Genomic DNA, 21,784 nt, shown 5'->3' with positions numbered 1-21,784 from the left:
CGGGCTCACTTGCTGTCGATGCGGATCTGCCGGGCGCCGAAGGTCACGGTGAGCGTCTGCGGCTTGCCGGGCTCCACGGCGCGCACTTCGCGCCAGCGCGCACGGTCGAGGTCGCGGAACGCGGCCATCACGCCGATGGCCTTGGCATCGGCCGGCAGGGTGAGGTCGAGCTTCCTGCTTTCGCCCGGGCGCAGCAGCATCTCTTCGCGCTGCACCAGCTCGGCGCCAAGCGTGGCCTGGTCCTTTTCGAACAGCGAGAAGAAGTCGGCCCCTTCGAAGGGGCCGGGCGACTTCAGCGCATAGATGCGCACTGTAAGCGGCGATGCGCGGCCGCGCGCATCGGGGTTGGCATCGGAACCGGCCGCGAGCGTGATCGACACCGGCGTGACCACGGGCTTGCTTGCGCAGCCTGCGATCAGGGCACCGGTCAATACCAGGCCGCAGGCCAGTGCAAGACGCCGCGAGACCGCAGCAAAAGAGCGTCCATAGGACGAATGGTGTGTACCCAGCGTGCGCATGCTATTCCCTTCGTTGCATTGACCGGTTCGGACGCATCTTTGATTATCACCAGCCAACTCGAACAGGCAACATGCTGACCAACGAACTTGTCGACGCCCTGCTCACGCCCATCGGCGAGGCCTCGCCGTGCGGCGACGATCTGGAGTACGACGCGGCCTTCACCGCGCTCACCACCGCAGCGCAGGGCAAGCCCGAGCAGCAGTTCGGCGACACCGTCATTGCCGCGGTGGAACCGGAGTGGCGCGAGGTGGCCGAGCAGTCCGACGCGATCCTGCGCCGCAGCAAGGACGTGCGCGCCGCCGTGCTGCTGCTGCGCGCCTCCACGCGGCTGCAGGGCGTGGCCGGCTTCGTGGCCGGGCTCCAGCTGTTGATCGGCCTGCTCGACAAGTTCTGGGACGGCATACATCCAAAGCTCGATGCCGAGGACGACAACGATCCGACGATGCGCCTGAACGCGCTCGCGCCGCTCGGCGACGAGACGATGGTCCTGCGCGACCTGTACGACGCGCAGGTGGGCGTGGCGCCCGGCGTGGGCGCGATCCGCGTGCGCGACATCGCGGTGGCCAACAACGCTTTGAATGCGGTGGGCGGCGAAGCCACCTATTCGCCGGCACAGATCCAGGGCGGCCTCGAAGCGCTCCATGCCGAGCGGCCCGAACTGATCCAGGCCGCCATCGGCGTGCCCGGCCTGGTCGAGAAGCTGCAGGCCCTGCTGGTGGAGCGCACCGGCCGCTCCGACGCGATCGACCTCTCCCCGCTGCGCACCATCGGCCGCATGCTGCAGAAGGCCTGCAGCGCCGCCATCGGTGCACCGGAAGAAGCCGGCGCCGCCGAAGAAACACAAGGCGATTCCCCGCAGGCCGGCGGCGCGCCTCGGCCCGCTGCCGCGCGTGGCGAGATCCAGAGCCGGCAGGACGCACTGCAGATGCTGGACCGGGTGATCCGCTTTCTCGAACAGACCGAGCCCGGCAACCCCGCGCCGCTCCTGATCGAGCGCGCCAAGAAGCTCATCGGCGTGAGCTTTCTCGAAATCATGGCCAACCTCGCGCCCGGCGCGCTGGACACGATCGAGACCGTGACCGGCAAGCGCCCGTCCGAGTAGCCGCCATTTTCCGCCCCGTTTTTTTTTCCTGTTGATCGAACCGCCCCATCTACCCCCGCAAGGAGCATCGCCATGGCCAAGAGCAGTCAGAAATTCATCGCCCGCAACCGGGCGCCACGCGTGCAGATCGAATACGACGTGGAACTCTACGGCGCCGAGAAGAAGATCCAGCTGCCCTTCGTGATGGGCGTGCTGGCCGACCTGTCGGGCAAGCCGGCCGATCCGCTCGCGCCCGTGGCCGACCGCAAGTTCCTCGAGTTCGACGTCGACAACTTCGACTCGCGCATGAAGGCCATGAAGCCGCGCGCCGCCTTCGCGGTGGAGAACTCGCTCACCGGCGAAGGCGAACTCAAGGTCGAGCTCACCTTCGAGAACATGGAAGACTTCTCGCCCGCCGCCGTGGCCAGGAAGGTCGGCGCGCTCGACAAGCTGCTCGAGGCGCGCACCCAGCTGTCGAACCTCGTGACCTACATGGACGGCAAGAACGGCGCCGAGGAACTGCTGGCCAAGGTGCTCGAAGACCCGGCCCTGCTGCAGTCGCTGGCGGCCACCGCCAAGCCCGACGACGAAGCGGCCAAGCCGGCCGCCTGATCCCCCACACCCGACACACCGGACCCCGAGGAGAACCACCATGGCCGAAGCACTCGAGCAGAGCGCACTCAAGGATGTCGCCTATGCGGGCAGCGATTTTTCGTCGCTCCTGCAGAAGGAATTCAAGCCGCGCAGCGACGAAGCCAAGAGCGCCGTCGAAGCCGCGGTGCTCACGCTCGCGCAGCAGGCGCTGAGCAACAGCACCGTCATTGGCAAGGACGTGACCAAGTCGATCCAGTCGATGATCGCCGCGATCGACGCCAAGCTGACCGACCAGGTCAACAAGATCATCCACCACCCCGACTACCAGAAGCTCGAGAGTGCGTGGCGCGGCCTGCACTACATGGTGAACAACACCGAGACCGACGAGCACCTGAAGATCCGGGTGATGGACATCTCGAAGACGGACCTCGCCAAGAGCCTGAAGAAGTTCAAGGGCGCGGCCTGGGACCAGAGCCCGATGTTCAAGAAGATCTACGAGCAGGAATACGGCCAGTTCGGCGGCGAGCCCTTCGGCGCGCTGGTGGGCGACTACCACTTCGACCAGAGCCCGCCCGACATCGAGCTGCTCGGCGAGATGTCCAAGATCGCGGCTTCGGCGCATGCACCCTTCATCACCGGCGCGAGCCCCAACCTGATGCAGATGGAATCGTGGCAGGAGCTCGCCAACCCGCGCGACCTGACCAAGATCTTCCTCACGCCCGAGTACGCCGGCTGGCGGTCGCTGCGCGACTCCGACGACGCCAAGTACCTGGGCCTGTGCATGCCGCGCTTCCTCGCGCGCACGCCCTACGGCGCCAACACCAATCCGGTGGAGGAGTTCGACTTCGAGGAAGACACCGCCGGTGCCGACCACAGCAAGTACGCCTGGGCCAACGCAGCCTATGCGATGGCCACCAACATCAACCGCTCCTACAAGCTCTACGGCTGGGGTTCGCGCATCCGCGGCATCGAGTCGGGCGGCGCGGTGGAGAACCTGCCGCTGCACACCTTCCCGAGCGACGACGGCGGCGTGGACCAGAAGTGCCCGACCGAGATCGCCATCAGCGACCGGCGCGAGGCGGAACTGTCGAAGGCCGGCCTGCTCTCGCTGATCCACCGCAAGAACTCCGACTTCGCGGCCTTCATCGGTGCGCAGTCGCTGCACAAGCCGGCCGAGTACGACGACCCGGATGCCACGGCCAATGCCAATCTTGCGGCGCGCCTGCCCTACCTCTTTGCCTGCAACCGCTTCGCGCACTACCTCAAGTGCATCGTGCGCGACAAGGTCGGCAGCTTCAAAGAGCGCGACGACATGCAGCGCTGGCTCAACAAGTGGATCATGAACTACGTGGACGGCGACCCCGTCAACTCCTCTGAAGAGACCAAGGCCAGAAAGCCCCTGGCCGCTGCCGAGGTGGTGGTGGAAGAGGTCGAGGGCAACCCCGGCTACTACACCTCGAAGTTCTTCCTGCGCCCGCACTACCAGCTCGAAGGCCTCACGGTGTCGCTGCGGCTGGTGTCGAAGCTGCCCTCGGCCAAGGGCGGCAAGTAACGGGCGGCATATGCCGTCGGTGGGCCTTTGAAAACGGGGCCCATTGCTCGTTCTCTCCATAGCTCCCGGGCACCACCGCCGATCAGGCACCGCACGGAAGCCCTTTTTATCTCTGACTCGCACACAACTGAAAGGTAAGCATCATGGCTGCAGACATGTTTTTGAAGCTCGAAGGCGTCGACGGTGAATCCAAGGACGATTCGCACAAGAAGGAAATCGACGTTCTCTCCTGGAGCTGGGGTGCCAGCCAGTCCGGCACCGGCCACGTCGGCGGCGGCTCGGGCGCCGGCAAGGTGAGCGTGCAGGACCTCTCGGTCACCAAGTATGTGGATGCCTCCTCGCACCTGCTGCTGCTCGACTGCTGCAACGGCCAGCACATCAAGAAGGGCACGCTGGTGGTCCGCAAGGCCGGAGCCACGCCGCTCGAGTACGTCAAGCTCACGATGGAAGACATCATCGTCAGCAACATCCACACCGGCGGCAGCGGCGGCGAAGACCGCCTGACCGAAACCATCACGCTGAACTTCTCGAAGTTCAAGTACGAGTACACGCCGCAGAAGGCCGACGGCTCCGGCGACGGCACCAAGGAAACCGGCTGGGACATCGCCGCCAACAAGAAGGTCTGAGGCGTCTTGCGCCGCGGCCGCCCGGTGGACGGCGGCCGCCCCTTGATTGACCTTCCAGCCGGAGAGACGCCATGGCAACACTCAACGCCAAGGTCCTTCAGTGGGCCAGCGCACAGGTCGGCAAGCAGATCGGCGCGGGCGAATGCTGGGACCTGGCCAACAAGGCCCTGGGCCAGGCCGGCGCCGGCACCTCGTCGGATTTCGGCCCGATGGGCGCCGACGACGACTACATCTGGGGCGACGAGGTCGCGCTCAAGGATGCGCTGCCCGGCGACATCCTGCAGTACCGCGACTACGAGATGACGACGACCACCACGACCGACGTCACCTTCTCCGACGACTCGGGCTGGGTCGACGCCCCCTCGGTGACGGTCGGCCACCCGCACCACACCTCGGTGCTTTCCAAGAACCCGGGCACCGGCGCCATCACGGTGCTGGAGCAGAACTACAAGGGCAACAAGGAGGCGGTGCGCTCCAGCACGATCCGCTGGAAGGGCAGCTCGACCTCGACCACCACCCGGAAGCTGATGAAGCGGCAGGACAACGGCAAGATGGAATCGGCCGTCGTGGTGGTCACGGTGGACGTCACCGTGACCGGCACGCTCAAGGCCTATCGGCCGAAAAAGCCCTGACACCTGCGAACGGACAGGAGCTCGATCATGAGCAGCAAGTGGAACAACGACGACTATCACCCCTATGCGGATGAGTACTACCCGCTGAGCAAGCACTACGGCGGCCCGGGGGCCGCGGGCCTGATGAAGAAGACCAGCATCAGGGGGCTGATCATCCACATCACGGACGGCAACAGCCTGCTCAGCTCGCTCAAGACTACTTGGGAAAACCGATCGGCCTCGGCCCACTTCGCGGTAGACAAGGGCGGCACGATCGCGCAGTACATTCCGCTGTCGCAGCGCTCGTGGGCCGTCGACGGCTGGAAGGTGGACAACCTCTGGTACAGCGTGGAAAACGTCGCCGTCCACGGCGAAATCCTCACCGACATGCAGATCCGCATGTGCGGCTACCTGCTCGCGTGGCTCAACGGGGAATACGGGGTTCCGCTGAAGCTGGCGACCGCGCCGGACGACAGCGGCCTCTCGTACCACGCGATGTTCACCAAGTCGAAGCCCTGCCCCGGCAAGCCGGTCATCGCGCAGCTGCAGGACATCGTGGACGCCGCCGCCGGATTGAGCGGCTAGGCCCTCGCGGGCCCCAGGTTCGTCAGTCCAGCGGTTTGCCGGGCGACGCCGAAGGTTCTTCGATCGAAGCCGGCATCGTCTCTTCCTCGACCGCCGGCATCAGGCGCGTGGCATCGTCGACGTCATCGGGAATCACCCACAGCGTGAGCGCCGTGTAGTTGTCGTACCCCGGCTTGGCGTGCGCCTTGATCTGCGCGTCGAGCTGCTCGGTCCACTGGCTGGGCGTGCGCGAAGCGTGCAGCGTGTCGACCAGGCACTCATCGCCCAGCGGCTCCCACACGCCGTCGCTGCACAGCAGCAGCACGTCGCCCGGCATCAGGCGCATGCGGTCGGACACCGTGATGTCCGGAGCTTCCTCCACCGAGCCGAGCGCCGAGAGCAGCATGTTGCGTTGCGGATGCAGGCGCGCGCCTTCCTCGTCGAGCATGCCGCCGGCCACCATCTGCTGCACCAGGCTGTGGTCGGTGGTGCGCGCCACGATGGCACCGCCGCGGAACAGGTAGGCGCGGCTGTCGCCGCTGTGCACCCAGGCCAGCGCCTGGCTCTCCAGGTCGATGGCCGCGAAGACCACCGTGGAGCGCATGCCGGCGAGCTTGCCGCCTTCGGCCTGCCGCGCCACCACGTCGCGGTTGGCCTGTTCGACCAGCGTGCGCAAGGTGAACTCGTCCAGCCCCGGCGTCGCCGAGAAGCCGCCCAGCACGCTGCTGCGCGCCGTCGCTGCCGCTACATCGCCGCCGCCATGGCCGCCCGCGCCGTCGGCCACCAGGCAGGCGACGTAGCGTTCGTCGTGCCAGTGGCCATGGACGTCCTCGTTGTAGTTGCGGCCGCCCTGCCGGGACAGCGTGACGATTTCGATTTCCAAGCGGGGTGCCTCGCGTTTGCTGGTGCTGTTGTGGTTGCTGCGACCGACGTCGTCGTTCTTCTTTTTTCTTCGTCTTCACTGTCCGTCGGACTTGAGGCGCGCCATTTGCTCTTCGTAGGCCTCGAGGAAGGCCTTGCCGAAGAGGTTGTGGAAATCGTCTTCCGCCTCGCTCGCGATGCCGCCGTAGAGCGCGACGAACTGGTCCCAGAGCTTGGCCTTGCGGTTGGCGCTGAAGAGTGCGTCGAGCGCCGACCTTGCGCTGATCTTCTTCTCGAGCTCTTCGGGCTCGAAGCGCGCAATGACATGGGCCAGCGCCGCGCGCATGCCCACCATCACGCCGAACTGGTGGGCGCGCAGGTCGTTGAAGGCATCGCGCATCGCGGCCTCCGGGGGCATGAAGCCGCGCACGCCGGGCCCGAGCAGGTGCGCGAGCGCCACCTCCACCGTGGGCGAGAACTTGAGCGGGTTGTTGGCCTGCGCCGCGATCATCGTGACCTCGGCGCGCACCTCGCGCTTGAATTCCTGGCGCGTGAGCAGCAGCTGCAGCGTGCCCTCGGTGGCGCTGCGCAGGATGGATCCGATGCGCTCCATGAGGCCGGGCGTGAGCATCTCGGGCGCCTGGTGCGTGCTGGCGAGGCCGCGCAGGAAAGCGGCGAGCAGCTCGTCGTCGGAGGCGGTGCGCGGGACCGCGGCGGGCGCCCTCTGGACGGGGGGCGGTGGCGGTGGTGGCGGCAGCGGCTCGAACGGCCGGCTGGCGACCTCGGGGCCGCTGATGCGTATCGGCTGGCCCGTGATGTCGTCGAACCGCGGCAACGCTTCCGCCGGCGCGGCGGCCGGTTCTGGTGCGGGCGGCGGTGGCGGCGTGATCGCCTTCGGCGGCGTGAAGCCGAACTGGTCGATCGGCAGGTGGTCGGAGCGCGGCGTCGGCGTGGACGGCGCCGCGCTCTGCAATGCAGCCAGCGGATCGGCCGAAGAAGCCGTGTTCGGCTGCAGCAGCGGATCGGCCAGCGGCGACAGCGCGAGCGGGTCGCCGCCGATGCCGCCGCCACCGCCCATGCCGCCGAAGAGCTCGTCGATGCCGGCCGCCCTGCCGTGCGCGGGCGGCGCGCCGAGGTCGGAGAAATCGTCGAGCGCACCGAGACCTGCGGCCGGCGCAGAGGACGGCGTGGGCCCGAGCAGGTTGGCGAACGGATCGACCTGCGCGGCCTGCGCGTTGCGCGAGCCGCTTTCCATCGGGTCGGGAAAGAGCAGCGGATCCGCGCTCGCGGGCGCGGGGGCCCTGGCACGGGATGCGCCGGCCGCGGCGGGCGCGGCTGGCGCAGGCGATCCGAGCCCCGCAAGCAGGTCGGCAAAGGGATCGTCGCTGGTGCTGGACGCGGGGGCTGCGCCGAGCGGTGCCGACATCACGGTGTTGGGAATGGCCAATGCCGGTGGCGCTGCCGCGCTCATGCGCACACTGAGCTCGAAGCTGCCCACGACCAGCCGCGCGCCATCGGTGAGCGCTGCCTCCTTGCCCGAGCCCAACGATACGCCGTTGCACTGCATCGGATTGCTGCCGCGGTCGATGACGAAGTACTGCCCATCGCGGCACAGCACCTGGGCGTGCACGCGCGAGACCGTCCGGTCCGGGTCGTCGAGCACCAGCGTGTTGGTGTCGGCGCGTCCGATGGTGCCCCCGTTGGGCCCGAAATCGGCGGCGATGGGCTGCCCCGCCGGAGCGCCTTGCCGGGTGATGACAGCGATATGGATCATGAATCGGCCCCCGAGGCTCTATGCCCTTCTACGCCCGAACACAGCCCGCGCATGCACGGGCGAAAAAACTCAGAAGGAGTATTCATTCCGTGGAGCGGGTTGGCAATCTCGCCTTAAGAGGTATGCCATTGCAGCCAGGCGGCGACGGCGGTGAAGATGAGGGCGATGAGGAGCCAGGTGCGGGTGGCGGGGTCGAGCATGCCGCGCCCCTTTGCCCAACACCACCCGGCCATCGCCAGGAAGACGGCGGCGAGTGCGACCAGGATGTATTTCGCCGTCATGCGGCATCCGGGTCGCTCGCTTCGAGCCTGTGTTGCTGCCGCCACGCGGGCGCATCGGTGGGAAAGAGTGGCGTTCCGGGTTGCAGGAAGCACAGGTGCTCCGACGCCGCGCGACGCTGGCGCTGGCAGCCGCCCTTGCGCACCTGCAGGCCATGCGACCAGGACGGCGGCGCGCCCATGAAGTAGCGTGCGCCGGGCTCGAAGTTCTGCGCGTTGGCCGCCCACCATGCGCCGATCCTGTGCGCATCGGGCCAAGGCAGGCCATCGTCCTCATCCATCGCGACATCGGTGTCCGCGGGATCGTCCGTCGGCCCCGTCTCCAGGCCTTCGGCAGGCTTGCGGTACAGGTCGAGCATCTCGAGATCGAGGCCGGTGATCAGGCTGAAGGATTCTCCCGCCAGCCGCGACAGCGCCGGGTCGTCCATCCGGTCGATCAGCAGCGGCACGAACTGGGGGTCGCCGCTCACGCCCAGTCCGCGGATCAGCAAGCGCGCGTCCGCCTGCGCCTCGAAAAGTGCCTTCAGGAGGGGCATCGCCTGCTCCGGCGTCATCAGCTTCAGAAGCAGGTCGATCGCGGGCATGCGATGCGCTCCCGCTTCATGCGCCAACCGGTGGAGCGCATGGATCGCCGCGTGGCGGTCGCCGAGCAGCACGGCCGAACGCACGGCCTGGAAGCGGCAGTCTGCATTCGCGTCGCCCAGCGCGCGGAGGCAGGCGTCCAGCAGGTCGCGCCGCCCGCATTCGCCGGCGGTGCGCAGGCCCTGCGCGCGCAGGACCGGGTCGGGGTCGCCGAGTGCATCCGCCAATGCCGCGCCCGGATCGACCTGGTGAGCGTTGCAGGCCAAGATGCCGACCATCCGCCGGAATGCGCTGTCCGAATCCAGCAGCTCGCGGGTGATGTCCCGCAGCGATGCGGCAGCGGCCCACCCGAAGGCCGACAGCACGCCCGGCCTGCATTCCGGCAACGCCTGCGCCAGCGCGAGGATCTTGTCGAGACAGGGCTCGTCGCGGCTGTCGAGCGCCAGCGCCGTGGCAACGAAGACTTCACCGATGCCGGGCCGCGCCAGCGCGGTCGCGCACAGGTGCGCGCCGTATTCGCCGGCCACGGCCAGCCCGTCCAGGTGCGCGGCCAGTCGGTCGTCGAGTCGGCGCAGGTGATGCAGCCTGACGTGCGGCGCATCGACCATCTGCATGCGCACATTGCAAAGCACCGCGCCCTCTTCCACATGCTGCGCGACGACCTTTGCAACGGGTCGGTTCAACGCGAGATCGATCGTCATGGCGCCCGCACCCTGGCCGTTCATTCCCAGCGGCGCCATGCAGCGCCGTCGAACGAGAAGATGTTCTGCTGGCCAATGGACCACAGCACGCCCTCCGCATCGGTGAGCTTGTAGCAACTGTCGGGTGCATCGCGCCCGAAATCGACCGCCACCAGTGCGTCGTCCTGCAACACATACAAGGCGCTCATGCTCGCCACATAGAGCCGGTCCATGAACCAGCGAACGTCCCAGAAGTCGTCGATCAGCCCTTCGGTTTCAAGCACCTCCCAGTCCTCCCCGCGGCCGCGCAGCAGGGTTCCCGATTGGCCGCAGGCATAGACATGCCCGTCGCCGGCACAGCAGATGCCCGAGAGCACGACGTTCACGGGGCTCTCGCACTGCGTCCAGGCGCTGCCTTGCCAATGCCACACCTCGCCCTCCCACCCTGCGGCGTAGAGGTCGTTCGCGCCGAAACCGTCGATGGCCTCGAAGCCCGCGACGTCGTCGTCCCCCTCGACACCCGGAGCGTGCATGGCGCTCCACTGCCCCTCGCGAGCGCGCCTGAAGACTTCGCGATTCATGCCGGCGGCATAGGCATGGCCCTCGATGCAGGCGCAGGTGCGCAGGTCGAAGGCATCGCGGATCTTCTCGCTCCCCTCGTTCCCGCCCACATAGGTGAAGACCGCACCGTCGCCCGAGACGACGACGAGCTTTTCGCCGGGCAGCTTCGCGACGCACATGCCCGCTGCGCGCCATGGCAGGTCCTTCACATTGGCGATCTCGCCTTCGTCCACACTCACGAGCCGCGTGTGCGCAACCGCCTTCTTATGCAACTTCTTGTCCTGCAGCGCGAGATAGACAAGATCCTGAAAGCGCGCAGCACCGCGGGATATCAGGTTTTCCTTGGACAGGCCCAGTCGTGCCATGGCGTGTGTTCCTTTCAACGGGATGTCTTCGTGCCGAGCGCCTTGAGCGGGTTCAGCGCCGCCTCGCTGGCGGCGTCTGAACCCGAAGGCGAGTGCTTCACCTCGGCGTCCTTCAGGTCCTTGGAGCACATGTCCTTGTGACCCTCGTTCAATTGCGCCTTCAGGCACTTGTTGCTGCAGTTGGACGACTTGAACACCTTCTGCACGCTCTTGAGGCACAGGTTGAGCTCCTTGGCGAACGACTGCGTCGTGCCCGCGCCCACCTTGCGGCCCATGAACTTGTGCGACGCATGGCGCAGGCCATGGCTGCCTTCGGTGTTGCTCGGCCCTTCAGCGCACATGCAGGGCGCCGCGCTCATCTTGTACTTCTTCCAGCCCGGCAGCTTCTTCCCCTTGGAGACCGACGCCTCGTAGAAGGAGCTCTTCGGAATGACGTGGTCCGGCGTCTGGCTCGGGCAGCAGCCCTTCACGCCGTCCTTCTGCGCGTTGTAGGGAACGAGGCGGCACTTGCGCGCACGCAGGCATTTGTCGGCCGCCTCCTTGCCCTTGATGGCGTCCACCGACATCTTGTTCCAGTTGGCCCCGCGCGCACGCTGCTTCTTGATGCCGATGTTCATGCCGGCCGAGGCGCAGACGTTCTTGGTTCCCTGCTTCTTGAAGTCCTTGCAGGCCGCCTTCTCGCGATTGACTTCCTTCTCGCAGGCCGCCTTGGCAGCCCCCGGCGCCATCGACTCCAGGTGGGGCCACGGGATCGACTCGTTGCCGGGATACGACCTGTGGTTGTGCGTGGTGATGTCGAGGTGGCGCACCACGTTCTCGCCTTCGACCATCACGTCCATTGACCATCGCGAGAAATAGATCTTTCCCTTGTTGGTGCTGGTCACGAGCCCTTTCTTCGGCGCGCAGCCGGCCTCGTCGCCGCTGCTGGTCTTGAAGTAGCTCTTGTTCTTGAGCATGACCTGCTGGCCCGAGATCTTCACGGTCGTGGAACCGTCGGTGGTGTCGGACGAGAACCCCGTGTTGGGATACGGAAGCGGAACGCCCGGCGGCGTGGCGGGCGTCTGCGGCGGCGTGAAGCAGACGTCCGGGAACGCGCACATGGTCTTGCCGCTCGCGGCTTTGCACGAGATCTCCAGCGCATTCGCGAAGACCTTGTTGCTCATTGGTGCACCCTTGGCGCTGCGCGCCATCCCGCCAAGCGGGAGCGAGCTTGCTGGGGGCGGCCCGCCGCTGCGCTCATGTCGCGCAACCTTCGGCGTCGAAGCGCATGACGGCCGCCGCGCGTTGGCCCGCATCGTTGGCCATATGCACCAGGACGTCCGGACCCGGCGCATACCCTCCGCGGCAAGCGGCCTGCGCCACCGCCAGCGCCGCCACGCCGGCAACGGCACCTGCCTCGCCAATGCACTCCGCCGGATGCCAGAGGTCGAAGCTCTCCTTGCGCTGGCGCAGCGTGCGCGCGAGCGCCAGCGTCGCCTCCTTGAAGTAGTACTGCTCACCCGAGAGGTCGGTGATGCGGTAGTCGATCTCGTGCATCGCGCATCGCGCCTGCGCGAGCGCCGCCTCGATGGCCGCGCTCAGGCCGTCGGCCCGCAGCGGCTCGTCCGAGTCGATGTGCGCCTTCTCCATACCGAATCCGATGCCTGTGCACAGGAGGCCGTCACCGCCGGGGCGCCCGAGCAGCAACGCGCCCGCGCCCTCGCCGGGAATGAATCCGTTGGAGTTCCCGGCGGTCAGCAGCCGGTACCCACGCTCGTAGGCGCTCAGCGTCGGCCAGCTCAGAAGGCTGTCGGCGGCGACGACCAGCACGTTCGCCACGCCGTCGCTGCCGATCAGTCGTTGCGCCCGCGAAAACGCCACCAGCGCCCCCACCCGGCCATGGGCGACCACCAGCGAATCGGCCGAGAATCGCGCGCCCAGCAGGTCCTGCAGGTCGGTAAAGAGCAGGTCGTCCAGCCCCGCGAGCCGCCCGGGCCGCTCACGCTCGGCCACGCACAGGAGCAGCGGAATCTCGTCCCACAGGTCGGGCGCGACATCGGCGAGGCACTCCCGCGCCGCCAGCGCCGCCATGCGGGCCAGCTTGGCCCGCCCGCGCCACGGCTTCTCCAACGCCACCTCGTGCGCCATGATGCGTTCGCCCTCGGCATCGATGAACCGCGTCTCCACCGGGTTGGTGAGCTTGGCCCGGATCGCCGCGCAGGATGCGGGCGCCGACAGGCCCACACTGGTCACGAGGCCCGTGCGACGGATGGCGATCGGCATCGGGGGAATGTGGTTCATTCGACCTCGGCCGCGTCCTCGCGCTCCATCGGCACCATGACCACGGGGATCGGGAACGGCGCGGCTTCGCGCTGCTGCCACCATTCGCGGCCCTTCCTGCCCACCATGACCTGCGCGATCTCGAAGATGTCCTTCTTCAGCGGTCGCGTGACGCGCCAAGTCAGGCTGAACCGTCCTTCGTCCGGCTCGACGACGACCGTGTCCAGCGTGGCCACGTGGTCCTCCCGCTCGCCATCCCGCGTGAACACATGCACGGGCGCCGTCAGCTGCGGAATGGTGAAGCGGGTGAGCCCTTCGGGCGTCAGGTTGGCGAGCAGCACCTCGACCGGGCCGTTCCGGAAATGCTCTAGCGGCACCTGCTGGTCCCGGGGTGCCGACTGGAAATACTGGTCGTCGAAATCCGGTGGCAGGAACGGAAAGTGTCTGTCCCGCCACACATCGTCGTACGTTCCGGCGAAACGGGAGCGGGGCTCCCATCCGCGCCCCACGGGTCCGAAGGCCATTGGGCGATAGTCGCCGTCCGGGGCGCGCACGCTGCGGTCGATCTCCTCCGTGGCGGGCAGGGGGCGGCCTTCCACCCATTCCACCCGGATGTGCCGGTGAAAGCCCCGGCCTGCTGGATTGGGCATGAACGCAGCGTGCCGGGCCGGGTCTTCGTGCAGCAGGTCGGTGCCGCCGAACGCCACGTCGTAGGAAATCGGTTGTCGCACGAACACACCGGGCGGCGTGGGCATGGCACCGGACAGGCCGCACTCCCAATGGCGCGGCCCGACGACCGCCATCGTCTTGCTCCAGTTGCCCACGCGCATTCCCACCTCAACCCGCGTGGCGGGCCGGCCCTGGGGCGCATAGGCGCTTCCCAGCAGCAGGATGTCGCAGCGCGGCTTGCGCGGTGCGAAGTCCACTTCGCTGACCGGCGCGGACCGTCCGGGCTCGCCGGTGAAGGTGTCGGCCATGACCAGGGGCAATTGCGCTTCGTGCAGCTCGAAGCTTCCCTCTGGTGCATCCGGCGGCGGGATGCGGAAGGTCCCCTTGGCGACCACCACCAGCAGCTCCCGCCCGCTCGGCTCCACACCCAGGTTGTAGCCCGCGACCATGCGGGTGGCATTGACGAGTTCCACGCGCCCTGCTCCCGGATCAGTTCAACTGGACCGAACCGCCCTTGAGCCGGTTCACCCCTGTCGAGCGGCTCGATATGTAGGTGCCGTGAATCAGCACCTTGCCCTCGCGGGTCAGCGTGATGCTGGCCTTGCCGCAGCGCAGCACCAGCTCGCTCGTGGCGCTCACCAGCATGCGTTCGCCGTCGGCCTCGACGTCGACCTGGGCCGGCATTTCTGGCAAGGGCCATCCTTGCGCGCCGCGCAGCACGCCCATCACGATGGGGCGCGACGGGTCCGCGTCCTCGAACATCAGCACCACGTGCCGGCCGATGTGCGCGCCGTGCAGGTCGACCACGCTGCGCGCCCGAACGGCCGCCGTGCCGACCTGGCCCGTGAAAACGACAAGCGGCGTCTGCCCCTCGTCCGTGATGGCGATCAGTTCGCCCGTGACAACCGGGTTCCACGCCGCGATGGCCGCGGCCGCCTCCAGCTGCGCATCGATCAAGTCCCTGCCGCTCATGGTCGATCTCCTTGCATGCAGTCAGTTCTGCAGAATCTTCGAGCCCTTCATCACGATATTGCCGCTCGCCTTCGCGTTGATCTTCCCGGAGGCGTCGATCGTGATGTCCTTGCCCTTGATGACGATGGTCCCGTCCTTCTTCATCGTGATGCTCGCGCTGCCGGTGGTGATCGAGATGGAGTCGCCCGCGTCGATCACGAGGTTCTTGCCGACGGTGAGCGCATCGTCCTTCCCCACGCTGGTCGTGCGGCCCGCGCCCACGCTGCGCGATTCATCGGCGCCCACGGTGGTCGACAGATTCGCCCCCACATCCACCGACCGGTTCGCCCCGATGCTGCTCGACTGGTTCGCCCCCACATTGATCGTCTGGCTCGCCCCCACCGTCACCGCCTGCATCGCCCCCACCGTGATCTCCTGCGCTGCGCCGACGGTGATGGTCTCGTTGATCCCCACCGAATGCGTGCGCTGCAGCGCCACGGTCGCCGTCTCGCTCGCGCCCACCGTGATCGTGCGGTTCTGGCCGATGGAGATCGTCTCGTTCAGGTCCACCGTCTCCGTGCGGTTCTGGTGGATCGTGATGGTCTCGTCCTTGTCCACCGTCTCGGTGCGCTGGCCGTGCACGGCGATGGTCTCGTTGTTGTCCACCGTCTCGGTGCGGTCGTGCTTGACGTGCGTGGTCTCGTCGTGGTCGATGGTCTTGGTGCGGTCGTGGCCCACCCAATGGGTCTCGTCGTTTTCGACCTCGATGTCCTGGTTCTTCTCGGCGTGCAGGTACACCTGCTCCGACCCCTTCTTGTCCTCGAAGCGGAACTCGTTGCAGTTCGAGGCGCTGCCCTTGGGCGTGGAGCGCGTGCGAAAGCCGCTCTGCGTGTGCGAGCCGAACGGGATCGGCTGATCGTCGTTGTAGACGCGGCCCACGATGATCGGCCGGTCGGGGTCGCCGTTCAGGAAGTCGACGATCACCTCCTGCCCGATGCGCGGAATGAAGTACCCGCCCCAGCCCTTGCCTGCCCACGGCTGCGACACGCGCACCCAGCAGGTCGACTTCTCGTCGCTCTTGTCGTAGCGGTCCCAGTGGAAGTGCACCTTCACGCGGCCGAAGTCGTCGGCGTGGATCTCTTCGCCGTCCGGCCCCACCACGATGGCCGACTGCGGCCCTGGCATCACCACGCGCGGTGTGAGCCGCGGCGGACGGAACGGCACGTCGACCGGCAGCGCGGTGATCAGGAAGGCGCTGGTGCCCTGCGGGTCGGTGCGCAGCGCGGGTGCGTCGGCGATCAGTGCCTCGAGCGCGGGCCGCGCCTGGGCGTTCACGGCGTCGTCGTCGAGCGCCTCGCGCAGCGCCTGCTCGATGGGCATCCTCGGCGTGGCATGGGGAATGCTCTCGTAGCCGGGGTGGCTCGCCGCGAAGATGCAGGCCGCGATCACGTAGTCGCCATCCCGCGTGCCGTCGGGGTCCCCCTCGAAGGTGAAGCTGCGTCCCGCCGCCACGTCGGGCCAGGTGGTGAGCGCCCAGTGGCGCTGGCGGCGCGCGACGATCTCCTCGCCGCGCAGCTTGCCCTTGTCGTCCGCATCCCCGCCCGTGAAGTAGCCGCCGGCAAATTCGAAGGCTTCGAATTCGCCCAGCTCGTGCTTGTCGGGCTGGCCGCCCGCGGCCTCGAGTTTCTTCTTGATCGCCTTGAAGTCGCTGTCGCACGAGGCGTAGGTGCCGGTGTCGAACTGCCGCGCGCTCACCCAGCGCGAGATCTCGTTGTGGCGCGCCTCGGTGGTGTCGGTGGCCACATGGCGCAGGGTGCCTTCGACCGGCAGCTTGTCGTGCGCCATGTCGCTGGCGTCCGAAAGATGCATGGTGCCCGGCGCATCGTGCGCGTCGAACCAGTAGTAGATACCTTCGTCTTCCAGCAGGCGCGACAGGAACTGGTAGTCGCTCTCCTGGTGCTGCACGCAATAGCGCCGCGGGTTGTGCGTGCCGATCACGTTGCTCGCCCTGGTCTTCTTGAAGCGCTTGATCGGGCTGTCCTCGAACACCGCGTCGAGCACTTCGAGCACCTTCTTGTCCTGCAGGATGCGCGAGTTGATACGCTTGGTGAGCAGCCAGAACCACGAGCGCAGCCCGATGCGGTATTCGAAGTGCCGCCCCACGTGGCCCGTGCGCTCGAAGCGCACCGCATGGCCCTGGCAGTGGCGCTCGTGCATGCCGCCGTCCTTGTCCTGGAACTGGATGACCAGGTCGAAGGCGCGGCCCAGGATGTCCTTGGCGTCGAGCGCATGGTTCTTCGACAGCACGGTGAGTTCGTAGCTCGACGCGCGCGCGAGCGCCTCATGGCCGACGATGCGCCAGAACATCAGCTCGCCGTTGGCGGGCGAATCGCTTTCGATACGGAACTCGTGATCAGCCATGCAGGCCCCTCTCCCCTTCCGCGGCGCCCACGCGCCCTGTGTTGTCCTACGGTGCCAGCAGCACCACGAGCGGCTGGCTCGGCACGGTGCGCACGCCCGGACAGTTGGTGCTGTTTTGCAGCGAGACGCTGGTCAGACGCGTTGCCGGCATGCCCATCAGCAGCACGGTGAACGCGCCGGTCAGGTGACGGCTCGGGCCCATGACGGTGCCTGACGCCACACCCAGCAACACACCTGCGTTGTCGCCGTTGGTCATGGGAATGGTGGTGCCCAGGTTGTGCGCCGGTGCGCCCATGATCAGGATCGTGGGGCAGTTCGGAATCGCCATGGGGCCCATGGCGATGTTGGGATACGGCACCGGGATCGGGGATGGCGCGGCGGGTGTGATGCAGACATCGGGGAACCCCATGTCGGTGCCCATCAGTTGGCAGTTGGCGAACATGACCGCTGCTCCTCAGCCGAAGTGGATCTGCGCGCCCCGCGCCTTGACCAGTTCGCGACCATTGACCAGCGTGTGCTCGCCCTCGATACGCATCAACTGCGCGGCCTCGCATTCGACATGCGTGGCCGATACGCGGTCGATGCCCTCGGTGGTGCGCAGGTAGCTCTTGCTGAAGTGCTGGACTCGATCCATCACCGACGACAGCATCGCGCCGACGATCCGGATGCGGGTTCCGATGAAGCTCAACTCGCGGCCGACGACCTCCGCGGTTTCGGTGGACACGGTGACCTGGCGGGTGGACACATCCAGTGCGTCGGAGCTGACACCGACGCGCTTCGCATCGAGTTCGAGCGATCCGCCGTCCACGGCAATGCGCAGCCCGTCTCCGCAGCGCAGCACGTTGGGCGTGCCCTCCTCGCGCTGCAGCACCGCGGTGATCCAAACTTCGTCCGGCGCAATGCACAGGCATGCGACGCTGTCGCCCGCGGCCGGTTCGAGCAGGCAACTGGCCGCGCGCGTGGCGCGCAGCTGCTGGCCGCCACTGTTCACTCGCGGCCGCCCCTCGGCGTCGAAGGCCAGGATGCCCACGCACCAGGTGCCGCCGATGGGCGGAGCCGCACGCCGCTTCCGCGAGCGGGCGGTCGCGGTCGCGGTCGCGGTCGAAGACCGAGGGGGAGGCATCGTCGAGTTCATCTCTGCAATCCTTTCGTTTCTGATGGTCATCCGGGCGCCGTTTAGGCGAGCAACGGCTGCCAGCGTTCGGCTGCGGCCAGTTCCGGGTCGGACTCGATGGCGCTCGCGCGGTCGGTCATCTGCGCGTTCTCGGTATTGGCGCCGTGCAGCACGGTGCGCATGAGTCGGGAGCGGCGCAGGTCGGCGTCGCCGAGGTCGGCGTGCCGGAAGTCGGCATAGGTCAGATCTGCGCCGGTGAAGTCGGCGCCGCGCAGCTTCGCGCCAGCGAAATGCGTCTGGTGCAGATCGCAGTCGGAAAAACGGGCGCCCGGCAACGCAGCGCCGGTAAAGAGCGCCTGTCGCAGACGTGCGCCGGAGAAGTCGACGCCTTCACCGACGGCATGGCAGAAGATCGTCGACGGCGCCACCGCCTTGGTGAATTTCGCGCCGTCGAGGGTGGCGCCCTGAAAGTTGCACTGTCGCAAGACGATGCCGCTGAAGTCCGCACCAGAAAGATCGGAGCCGGTGAACTGGCAGCCCTCGAGTTCGAGCCCGGCGAACGACTTGCCCTTCAGCGATGTCTTGAAGAACACGTTGCGCAGCATCCGGGCACCATGCCAGGTCAGATGCGTCAGGTCGCAGGCCTCCATGGTGGTGTAAGGCCAATGGGTGTCGTCCGCGCACACGTCCAGAAGGCTCGAACCGGTGATCACCGCGGAACCGAAATGCGCCCCACGCAGCCCCGCGTGATCCAGCTTGCAGCGCGACACCGTGGCCATCGACAGCGAAGCATCGGTGAGCTGGGCATGTGCCATGTCGCACTCGCTGAACACCGCACCATGCAGGTTGCATCCGCGCAGGTCCGCGTGGTCCAGCAGACACTGGTTGAAGACGGCCTTGCGCAGGTTCGCACCCGAAGCGATCACACCGCGCAGGTCGCATCGCTCGAACACGGTCTCGCGCAGATCGGCACCGCGAAGGTCGGCTTCGGCCAGACGCGTGTTCGAGAAGATGCCGCCGCCCAGCGTGAGGCCGGCATACCTGCCCTTGGCGAGATCGCGCCCTTCGACTGTCTCGCCCATGCACACTGCCAATGCCAGCAGCCTGGGCGTCATGCGGCCGCCTGCTGTTCTGGGCTCAGGCGCGGCCAGGTGCGCGCGCGCTGGAGCAGGGCGCCGTCAAAGCTGGTCGATCCGTCCAGCCGCACGCGGCTGAGATCGGCGCCGAACAGGTTGCTGCGGCGAAGGTCGGCGCCGCGCAGGTCGGCCGACTGGAAGATGGCGTCGCTGAAGTTCACGCCCGACAGCAAGGCGCGGGCACAGCTGGCCTTGCGCAGCAGGGCGCCCTTGGCGCTCGCGAGCCGCAGATCGACCTCGTCGAGCCGGGCTTCGCAGAGATTGGCGCCATCCAGCAATGCGCGCACCAGCTTTGCACCGCGCAGGTCGCCGGCCCCGATGTTGAAGTTGCGCAGGTCGGCCTGGCTCATGTCTGCCCCCGCAAGGCTCGATCCCTTGACGAAGACGGCCCCCGTGCAGTGCGCGCCCATCAGCCTGGCGCCCTCCAGGTTGCAGGTCACGAAGGTTGCGCTCGCCAGCGTGGCGCCTTGCATGTCGACGCCCGGGAGCTGCGACTCCAGGAAGCAGCATGCCGACAGGTCGGCCTCGGGCCACCGCATGCCGCTCAGGTCGAGCTTGTGAAAGACCTGGCCCGAGAGCTTCGCCGCACTCCAGTCGGCGTTTCCCCAAGTCGTCTCGAGCAGATTGGCCTTGGCGAAGTTGGCCCGCCGCATCTGGGTATCCGCGAAGGCGCAATGCATCAGCATCGTCTCGGAGAAATCGGATTCGTCGAACACGCCGCCCGCGAACCGGGCTCTGCCCAGATTGGCCCTAGCGAACTTCGTGCCTATCGCGATGACTCCCTCGAGATTGGCATGTGCCAGCACCGCCCTCGAGAAGTCGGCGCCCGAGAGATTGGAGCCCGCGAGGTTCGCGCTCTCGAGCCATGCGCCTTCGAAGTTCATGTCGCGCAGATCGAGCCCCGACAGGTCGGCGCCCGTCAGGTCGATCTCCGCGAAGAACAGGATGCCGAGAGAACGCGCGCGTCCGATTTCCGCACGCAGGCGCTGCGCCTCTTCCTGCGGCATCGCAAACGCCGGCGGCTGCGTGTGCGCGGACTGCAGATAGCCCACGCGGTGCGCCTCCTCGATGCGGCACAGCTTCGGATAGAAGGACCCGAGGTCGATCGCCTTGCTCGTTGCGTTGGCCCGCGCCTGCATCTCGGCCAGCTGGCGCTCGGCGTTGTACAGGGGCGGCCCGCGGTGCTGCAGCGCGGCCACGTCTACCTTCTTCTCGTCTGCCATGGCCAGTGCTTTCTCGATCGCGGTGACCGCCACCTCGACCGCCGCCCACTGCTGCGCCTTGGCTTCCTTCATCTGCTTGGCCAGGTAGGCCGGCAATGCGTCGCCGGTAGGCACGGTTTCGCGCGCCGGCATGCGGATGCCCAGCGCGTCGGGGTCCTGGCCCATGGCAATGGCCTTCTCACGCGCGATCTCCACGTCGAGCTCTGCCCTGTACCGCTGCGTCTCGGCCTGCAGGCCGTCGATGGCGAAAGGCTCCTTCGCGGCCTCCACATCGGGATCCGCGGTGTCGATGCCCTCGGGCAGAAGATCGCTGTCGATGATCGAGTAGACCGCGCCCATCTCCGGGTCCGCACGTTTCGCCCTGGCCTCCAGGTAGTGCGCATCGGATCGCGGCTCGCCCACGCGCTCGACCGCGCCCAGGAGGCTGACCACGTCGGAGCCGTCGTCGGTGCCGACCTCGGCCAGGCCCTGGAAGATCGCGATGCAGCGCTCCGCATGCGGAAAGAACCACACCGTCGTAAGGCGCAGCGGCACTTCGCGTACCTTGGGCTCGCCGGCGGCCATCGCGTAGCCGACGAAGACCCGCGCCTTCAGGCCCGGCAGGCGACCCTCGATCGACCGCTTCTGCGGATGCATGTTCTCGAACGAGAACGGCTCGTCACCGGCAAGCGGCGCATCCATCCACTGGTCGGGCGGCGCCAGGTTGAAGTAGCGCCAGTCGGCGTCCGGCGCGAACCCCGGCGCGTGCAGCTTCAGGTAGTCGGCATCGTAGGTTCCGCGATACTGCACGCGCTGCGGATGCATCACGTCCAGCGCGCCCATGCCCGCCGGCGTGATGGCCTGGTCGGGCCGCAGCAGGCGGTCATGCGGCAGTTCGATGTTGGGCAGCCAGGCCATGCCTTCGACTCTCTCCCGGCCGCGTCCGCCGGGGTTGAGAGGAAAGTCCGCTCCGCCATAGGCCCTGGACCAGTCGACAGGCATTTCCTCGAAGGGCCGGGCCTCGCTCGGGTTGGCGCCATCCCAGTAGCGGTCTCCCAGCACCAGGAGTGTCTTCTCTCGCGTGCCGAATCGCGCCCGCACGGCACAGCCGGCAGGTTGGCCCGGAGGCGGAAACGCCTTGCCATGCACCAGGAACTCCGGCGTGAGCTTGGCCACGCCTTCGTCGATCAGCGGCTGGGCCATTTCCTTGGCCAGGAAGGACCACATCGATTGCTCGGCCCAGACCGTACCGCGCTCCGCCTGGGCGAACGGCAGGTGCAGGCAGGCGCTGATGCTCAGGCCGAAGCGCTTGCGAAATTCGATGGGGCGCGTCGACAGGCCGAGCGCCTGGGGTTTGAGGATCTGCATGACCGTGTGCTGCTTT

General features: G+C 67.4%; 21 protein-coding genes. 6 read left to right on the top strand and 15 right to left on the bottom strand.

Going from position 1 to position 21,784, the window contains the following annotated elements; all coding sequences use genetic code 11:
• Positions 1 to 5: 5 nt before the first annotated feature.
• Entirely contained in the window at positions 6 to 518 is a 513-nt protein-coding gene (gene tssJ, locus VAPA_RS03125; protein ID WP_021005317.1) for a type VI secretion system lipoprotein TssJ, read from the bottom strand.
• A gap of 71 nt (positions 519 to 589) precedes the next feature.
• Here tssJ and tssA point away from each other — a divergent pair, with 71 nt between their 5' ends.
• The 6 genes from tssA to VAPA_RS03095 all read left to right on the top strand — a co-directional run bounded on the left by tssA (position 590) and on the right by VAPA_RS03095 (position 5,568).
• Positions 590 to 1,621 (top strand): type VI secretion system protein TssA, encoded by a 1,032-nt coding sequence (tssA, locus tag VAPA_RS03120; protein ID WP_021005316.1) that lies wholly within the window; start codon positions 590 to 592, stop codon positions 1,619 to 1,621.
• 72 nt (positions 1,622 to 1,693) lie between these two features.
• The gene (gene tssB / locus VAPA_RS03115) at positions 1,694 to 2,212 is read left to right on the top strand and encodes a type VI secretion system contractile sheath small subunit (protein WP_012745713.1); all 519 of its coding nucleotides are present in this window, start codon (positions 1,694 to 1,696) and stop codon (positions 2,210 to 2,212) included.
• 40 nt (positions 2,213 to 2,252) lie between these two features.
• Complete coding sequence (gene tssC / locus VAPA_RS03110; RefSeq protein ID WP_018904086.1) at positions 2,253 to 3,746, top strand: type VI secretion system contractile sheath large subunit; 1,494 nt, start codon at positions 2,253 to 2,255, stop codon at positions 3,744 to 3,746.
• Between the two features lie 143 nt (positions 3,747 to 3,889).
• On the top strand, positions 3,890 to 4,372 hold the full coding sequence (locus tag VAPA_RS03105) for an Hcp family type VI secretion system effector (protein ID WP_021005315.1): 483 nt from the start codon (positions 3,890 to 3,892) through the stop codon (positions 4,370 to 4,372).
• Between the two features lie 71 nt (positions 4,373 to 4,443).
• Positions 4,444 to 5,004, top strand: coding sequence for a hypothetical protein (locus VAPA_RS03100; protein ID WP_021005314.1), 561 nt, complete (start codon positions 4,444 to 4,446; stop codon positions 5,002 to 5,004).
• A 27-nt stretch (positions 5,005 to 5,031) separates the two neighbouring features.
• Entirely contained in the window at positions 5,032 to 5,568 is a 537-nt protein-coding gene (locus tag VAPA_RS03095; protein WP_021005313.1) for a peptidoglycan recognition protein family protein, read from the top strand.
• Between the two features lie 22 nt (positions 5,569 to 5,590).
• On the opposite strand, the gene VAPA_RS03090 is transcribed toward VAPA_RS03095, so the two are convergent.
• The 14 genes from VAPA_RS03090 to VAPA_RS03030 form a co-directional block, all read right to left on the bottom strand.
• Positions 5,591 to 6,430 carry a PP2C family protein-serine/threonine phosphatase gene (locus VAPA_RS03090; protein WP_021005312.1) on the bottom strand — a complete coding sequence of 280 codons (840 nt, stop codon included), beginning with the start codon at positions 6,428 to 6,430 and terminating at the stop codon, positions 5,591 to 5,593.
• A gap of 75 nt (positions 6,431 to 6,505) precedes the next feature.
• The gene (tagH, locus tag VAPA_RS03085; RefSeq protein ID WP_021005311.1) at positions 6,506 to 8,182 is read right to left on the bottom strand and encodes a type VI secretion system-associated FHA domain protein TagH; all 1,677 of its coding nucleotides are present in this window, start codon (positions 8,180 to 8,182) and stop codon (positions 6,506 to 6,508) included.
• Positions 8,183 to 8,295: 113 nt separating this feature from the next.
• Positions 8,296 to 8,463 carry a hypothetical protein gene (locus tag VAPA_RS34800; RefSeq protein WP_196232539.1) on the bottom strand — a complete coding sequence of 56 codons (168 nt, stop codon included), beginning with the start codon at positions 8,461 to 8,463 and terminating at the stop codon, positions 8,296 to 8,298.
• Entirely contained in the window at positions 8,460 to 9,743 is a 1,284-nt protein-coding gene (locus tag VAPA_RS03080) for a TIGR02270 family protein (protein ID WP_021005310.1), read from the bottom strand. Before VAPA_RS03080 ends, VAPA_RS34800 begins: the two co-directional genes overlap by 4 nt.
• 20 nt (positions 9,744 to 9,763) lie before the next feature.
• A complete protein-coding gene (locus VAPA_RS03075) occupies positions 9,764 to 10,648 on the bottom strand; it encodes a hypothetical protein (protein WP_021005309.1) in 885 nt (294 codons plus the stop codon).
• Positions 10,649 to 10,662: 14 nt separating this feature from the next.
• Positions 10,663 to 11,811, bottom strand: coding sequence for a PAAR-like domain-containing protein (locus tag VAPA_RS03070; RefSeq protein ID WP_021005308.1), 1,149 nt, complete (start codon positions 11,809 to 11,811; stop codon positions 10,663 to 10,665).
• 73 nt (positions 11,812 to 11,884) lie between these two features.
• On the bottom strand, positions 11,885 to 12,928 hold the full coding sequence (locus VAPA_RS03065) for a thiolase-like domain-containing protein (protein ID WP_021005307.1): 1,044 nt from the start codon (positions 12,926 to 12,928) through the stop codon (positions 11,885 to 11,887).
• Positions 12,925 to 14,049, bottom strand: a complete 1,125-nt coding sequence (locus VAPA_RS03060) for a DUF2169 family type VI secretion system accessory protein (RefSeq protein WP_021005306.1) — start codon at positions 14,047 to 14,049, stop codon at positions 12,925 to 12,927. The genes VAPA_RS03065 and VAPA_RS03060 overlap by 4 nt, the downstream gene beginning before the upstream one ends.
• Before the next feature lie 16 nt (positions 14,050 to 14,065).
• Positions 14,066 to 14,548, bottom strand: coding sequence for a DUF6484 domain-containing protein (locus tag VAPA_RS03055; protein WP_021005305.1), 483 nt, complete (start codon positions 14,546 to 14,548; stop codon positions 14,066 to 14,068).
• A gap of 21 nt (positions 14,549 to 14,569) precedes the next feature.
• Positions 14,570 to 16,948 (bottom strand): type VI secretion system Vgr family protein, encoded by a 2,379-nt coding sequence (locus VAPA_RS03050; RefSeq protein WP_021005304.1) that lies wholly within the window; start codon positions 16,946 to 16,948, stop codon positions 14,570 to 14,572.
• A 46-nt stretch (positions 16,949 to 16,994) separates the two neighbouring features.
• Positions 16,995 to 17,390 (bottom strand): DUF4150 domain-containing protein, encoded by a 396-nt coding sequence (locus VAPA_RS03045; RefSeq protein ID WP_021005303.1) that lies wholly within the window; start codon positions 17,388 to 17,390, stop codon positions 16,995 to 16,997.
• A gap of 12 nt (positions 17,391 to 17,402) precedes the next feature.
• A complete protein-coding gene (locus VAPA_RS03040; protein WP_021005302.1) occupies positions 17,403 to 18,083 on the bottom strand; it encodes a DUF3540 domain-containing protein in 681 nt (226 codons plus the stop codon).
• A gap of 41 nt (positions 18,084 to 18,124) precedes the next feature.
• Positions 18,125 to 19,177 (bottom strand): pentapeptide repeat-containing protein, encoded by a 1,053-nt coding sequence (locus VAPA_RS03035; RefSeq protein ID WP_021005301.1) that lies wholly within the window; start codon positions 19,175 to 19,177, stop codon positions 18,125 to 18,127.
• A complete protein-coding gene (locus VAPA_RS03030) occupies positions 19,174 to 21,768 on the bottom strand; it encodes a DUF2169 family type VI secretion system accessory protein (protein WP_021005300.1) in 2,595 nt (864 codons plus the stop codon). Before VAPA_RS03030 ends, VAPA_RS03035 begins: the two co-directional genes overlap by 4 nt.
• Positions 21,769 to 21,784 lie beyond the last annotated feature (16 nt).

This window comes from Variovorax paradoxus B4 (assembly GCF_000463015.1).
In the GTDB taxonomy this organism is placed as follows: Bacteria; Pseudomonadota; Gammaproteobacteria; order Burkholderiales; family Burkholderiaceae_C; genus Variovorax; species Variovorax paradoxus_E.
The sequence above is the reverse complement of the archived record's forward strand: the minus strand, read 5'-3'. Positions and strand labels throughout refer to the sequence as shown.

Bases quoted from the DNA above. Each gene is read 5' to 3' on its own strand.
- VAPA_RS03100 (WP_021005314.1), top strand. From the start codon at position 4,444: ATGGCAACACTCAACGCCAAGGTCCTTCAGTGGGCCAGCGCACAGGTC.
- tagH (WP_021005311.1), bottom strand. From the start codon at position 8,182: ATGATCCATATCGCTGTCATCACCCGGCAAGGCGCTCCGGCGGGGCAG.
- VAPA_RS03030 (WP_021005300.1), bottom strand. From the start codon at position 21,768: ATGCAGATCCTCAAACCCCAGGCGCTCGGCCTGTCGACGCGCCCCATC.
- tssC (WP_018904086.1), top strand. From the start codon at position 2,253: ATGGCCGAAGCACTCGAGCAGAGCGCACTCAAGGATGTCGCCTATGCG.
- VAPA_RS03035 (WP_021005301.1), bottom strand. From the start codon at position 19,177: ATGACGCCCAGGCTGCTGGCATTGGCAGTGTGCATGGGCGAGACAGTC.
- VAPA_RS03055 (WP_021005305.1), bottom strand. From the start codon at position 14,548: ATGAGCGGCAGGGACTTGATCGATGCGCAGCTGGAGGCGGCCGCGGCC.
- tssA (WP_021005316.1), top strand. From the start codon at position 590: ATGCTGACCAACGAACTTGTCGACGCCCTGCTCACGCCCATCGGCGAG.
- tssJ (WP_021005317.1), bottom strand. From the start codon at position 518: ATGCGCACGCTGGGTACACACCATTCGTCCTATGGACGCTCTTTTGCT.
- VAPA_RS03040 (WP_021005302.1), bottom strand. From the start codon at position 18,083: ATGAACTCGACGATGCCTCCCCCTCGGTCTTCGACCGCGACCGCGACC.
- VAPA_RS03095 (WP_021005313.1), top strand. From the start codon at position 5,032: ATGAGCAGCAAGTGGAACAACGACGACTATCACCCCTATGCGGATGAG.
- VAPA_RS03070 (WP_021005308.1), bottom strand. From the start codon at position 11,811: ATGAGCAACAAGGTCTTCGCGAATGCGCTGGAGATCTCGTGCAAAGCC.
- tssB (WP_012745713.1), top strand. From the start codon at position 1,694: ATGGCCAAGAGCAGTCAGAAATTCATCGCCCGCAACCGGGCGCCACGC.
- VAPA_RS03105 (WP_021005315.1), top strand. From the start codon at position 3,890: ATGGCTGCAGACATGTTTTTGAAGCTCGAAGGCGTCGACGGTGAATCC.
- VAPA_RS03050 (WP_021005304.1), bottom strand. From the start codon at position 16,948: ATGGCTGATCACGAGTTCCGTATCGAAAGCGATTCGCCCGCCAACGGC.
- VAPA_RS03065 (WP_021005307.1), bottom strand. From the start codon at position 12,928: ATGAACCACATTCCCCCGATGCCGATCGCCATCCGTCGCACGGGCCTC.
- VAPA_RS03045 (WP_021005303.1), bottom strand. From the start codon at position 17,390: ATGTTCGCCAACTGCCAACTGATGGGCACCGACATGGGGTTCCCCGAT.
- VAPA_RS03075 (WP_021005309.1), bottom strand. From the start codon at position 10,648: ATGGCACGACTGGGCCTGTCCAAGGAAAACCTGATATCCCGCGGTGCT.
- VAPA_RS34800 (WP_196232539.1), bottom strand. From the start codon at position 8,463: ATGACGGCGAAATACATCCTGGTCGCACTCGCCGCCGTCTTCCTGGCG.
- VAPA_RS03080 (WP_021005310.1), bottom strand. From the start codon at position 9,743: ATGACGATCGATCTCGCGTTGAACCGACCCGTTGCAAAGGTCGTCGCG.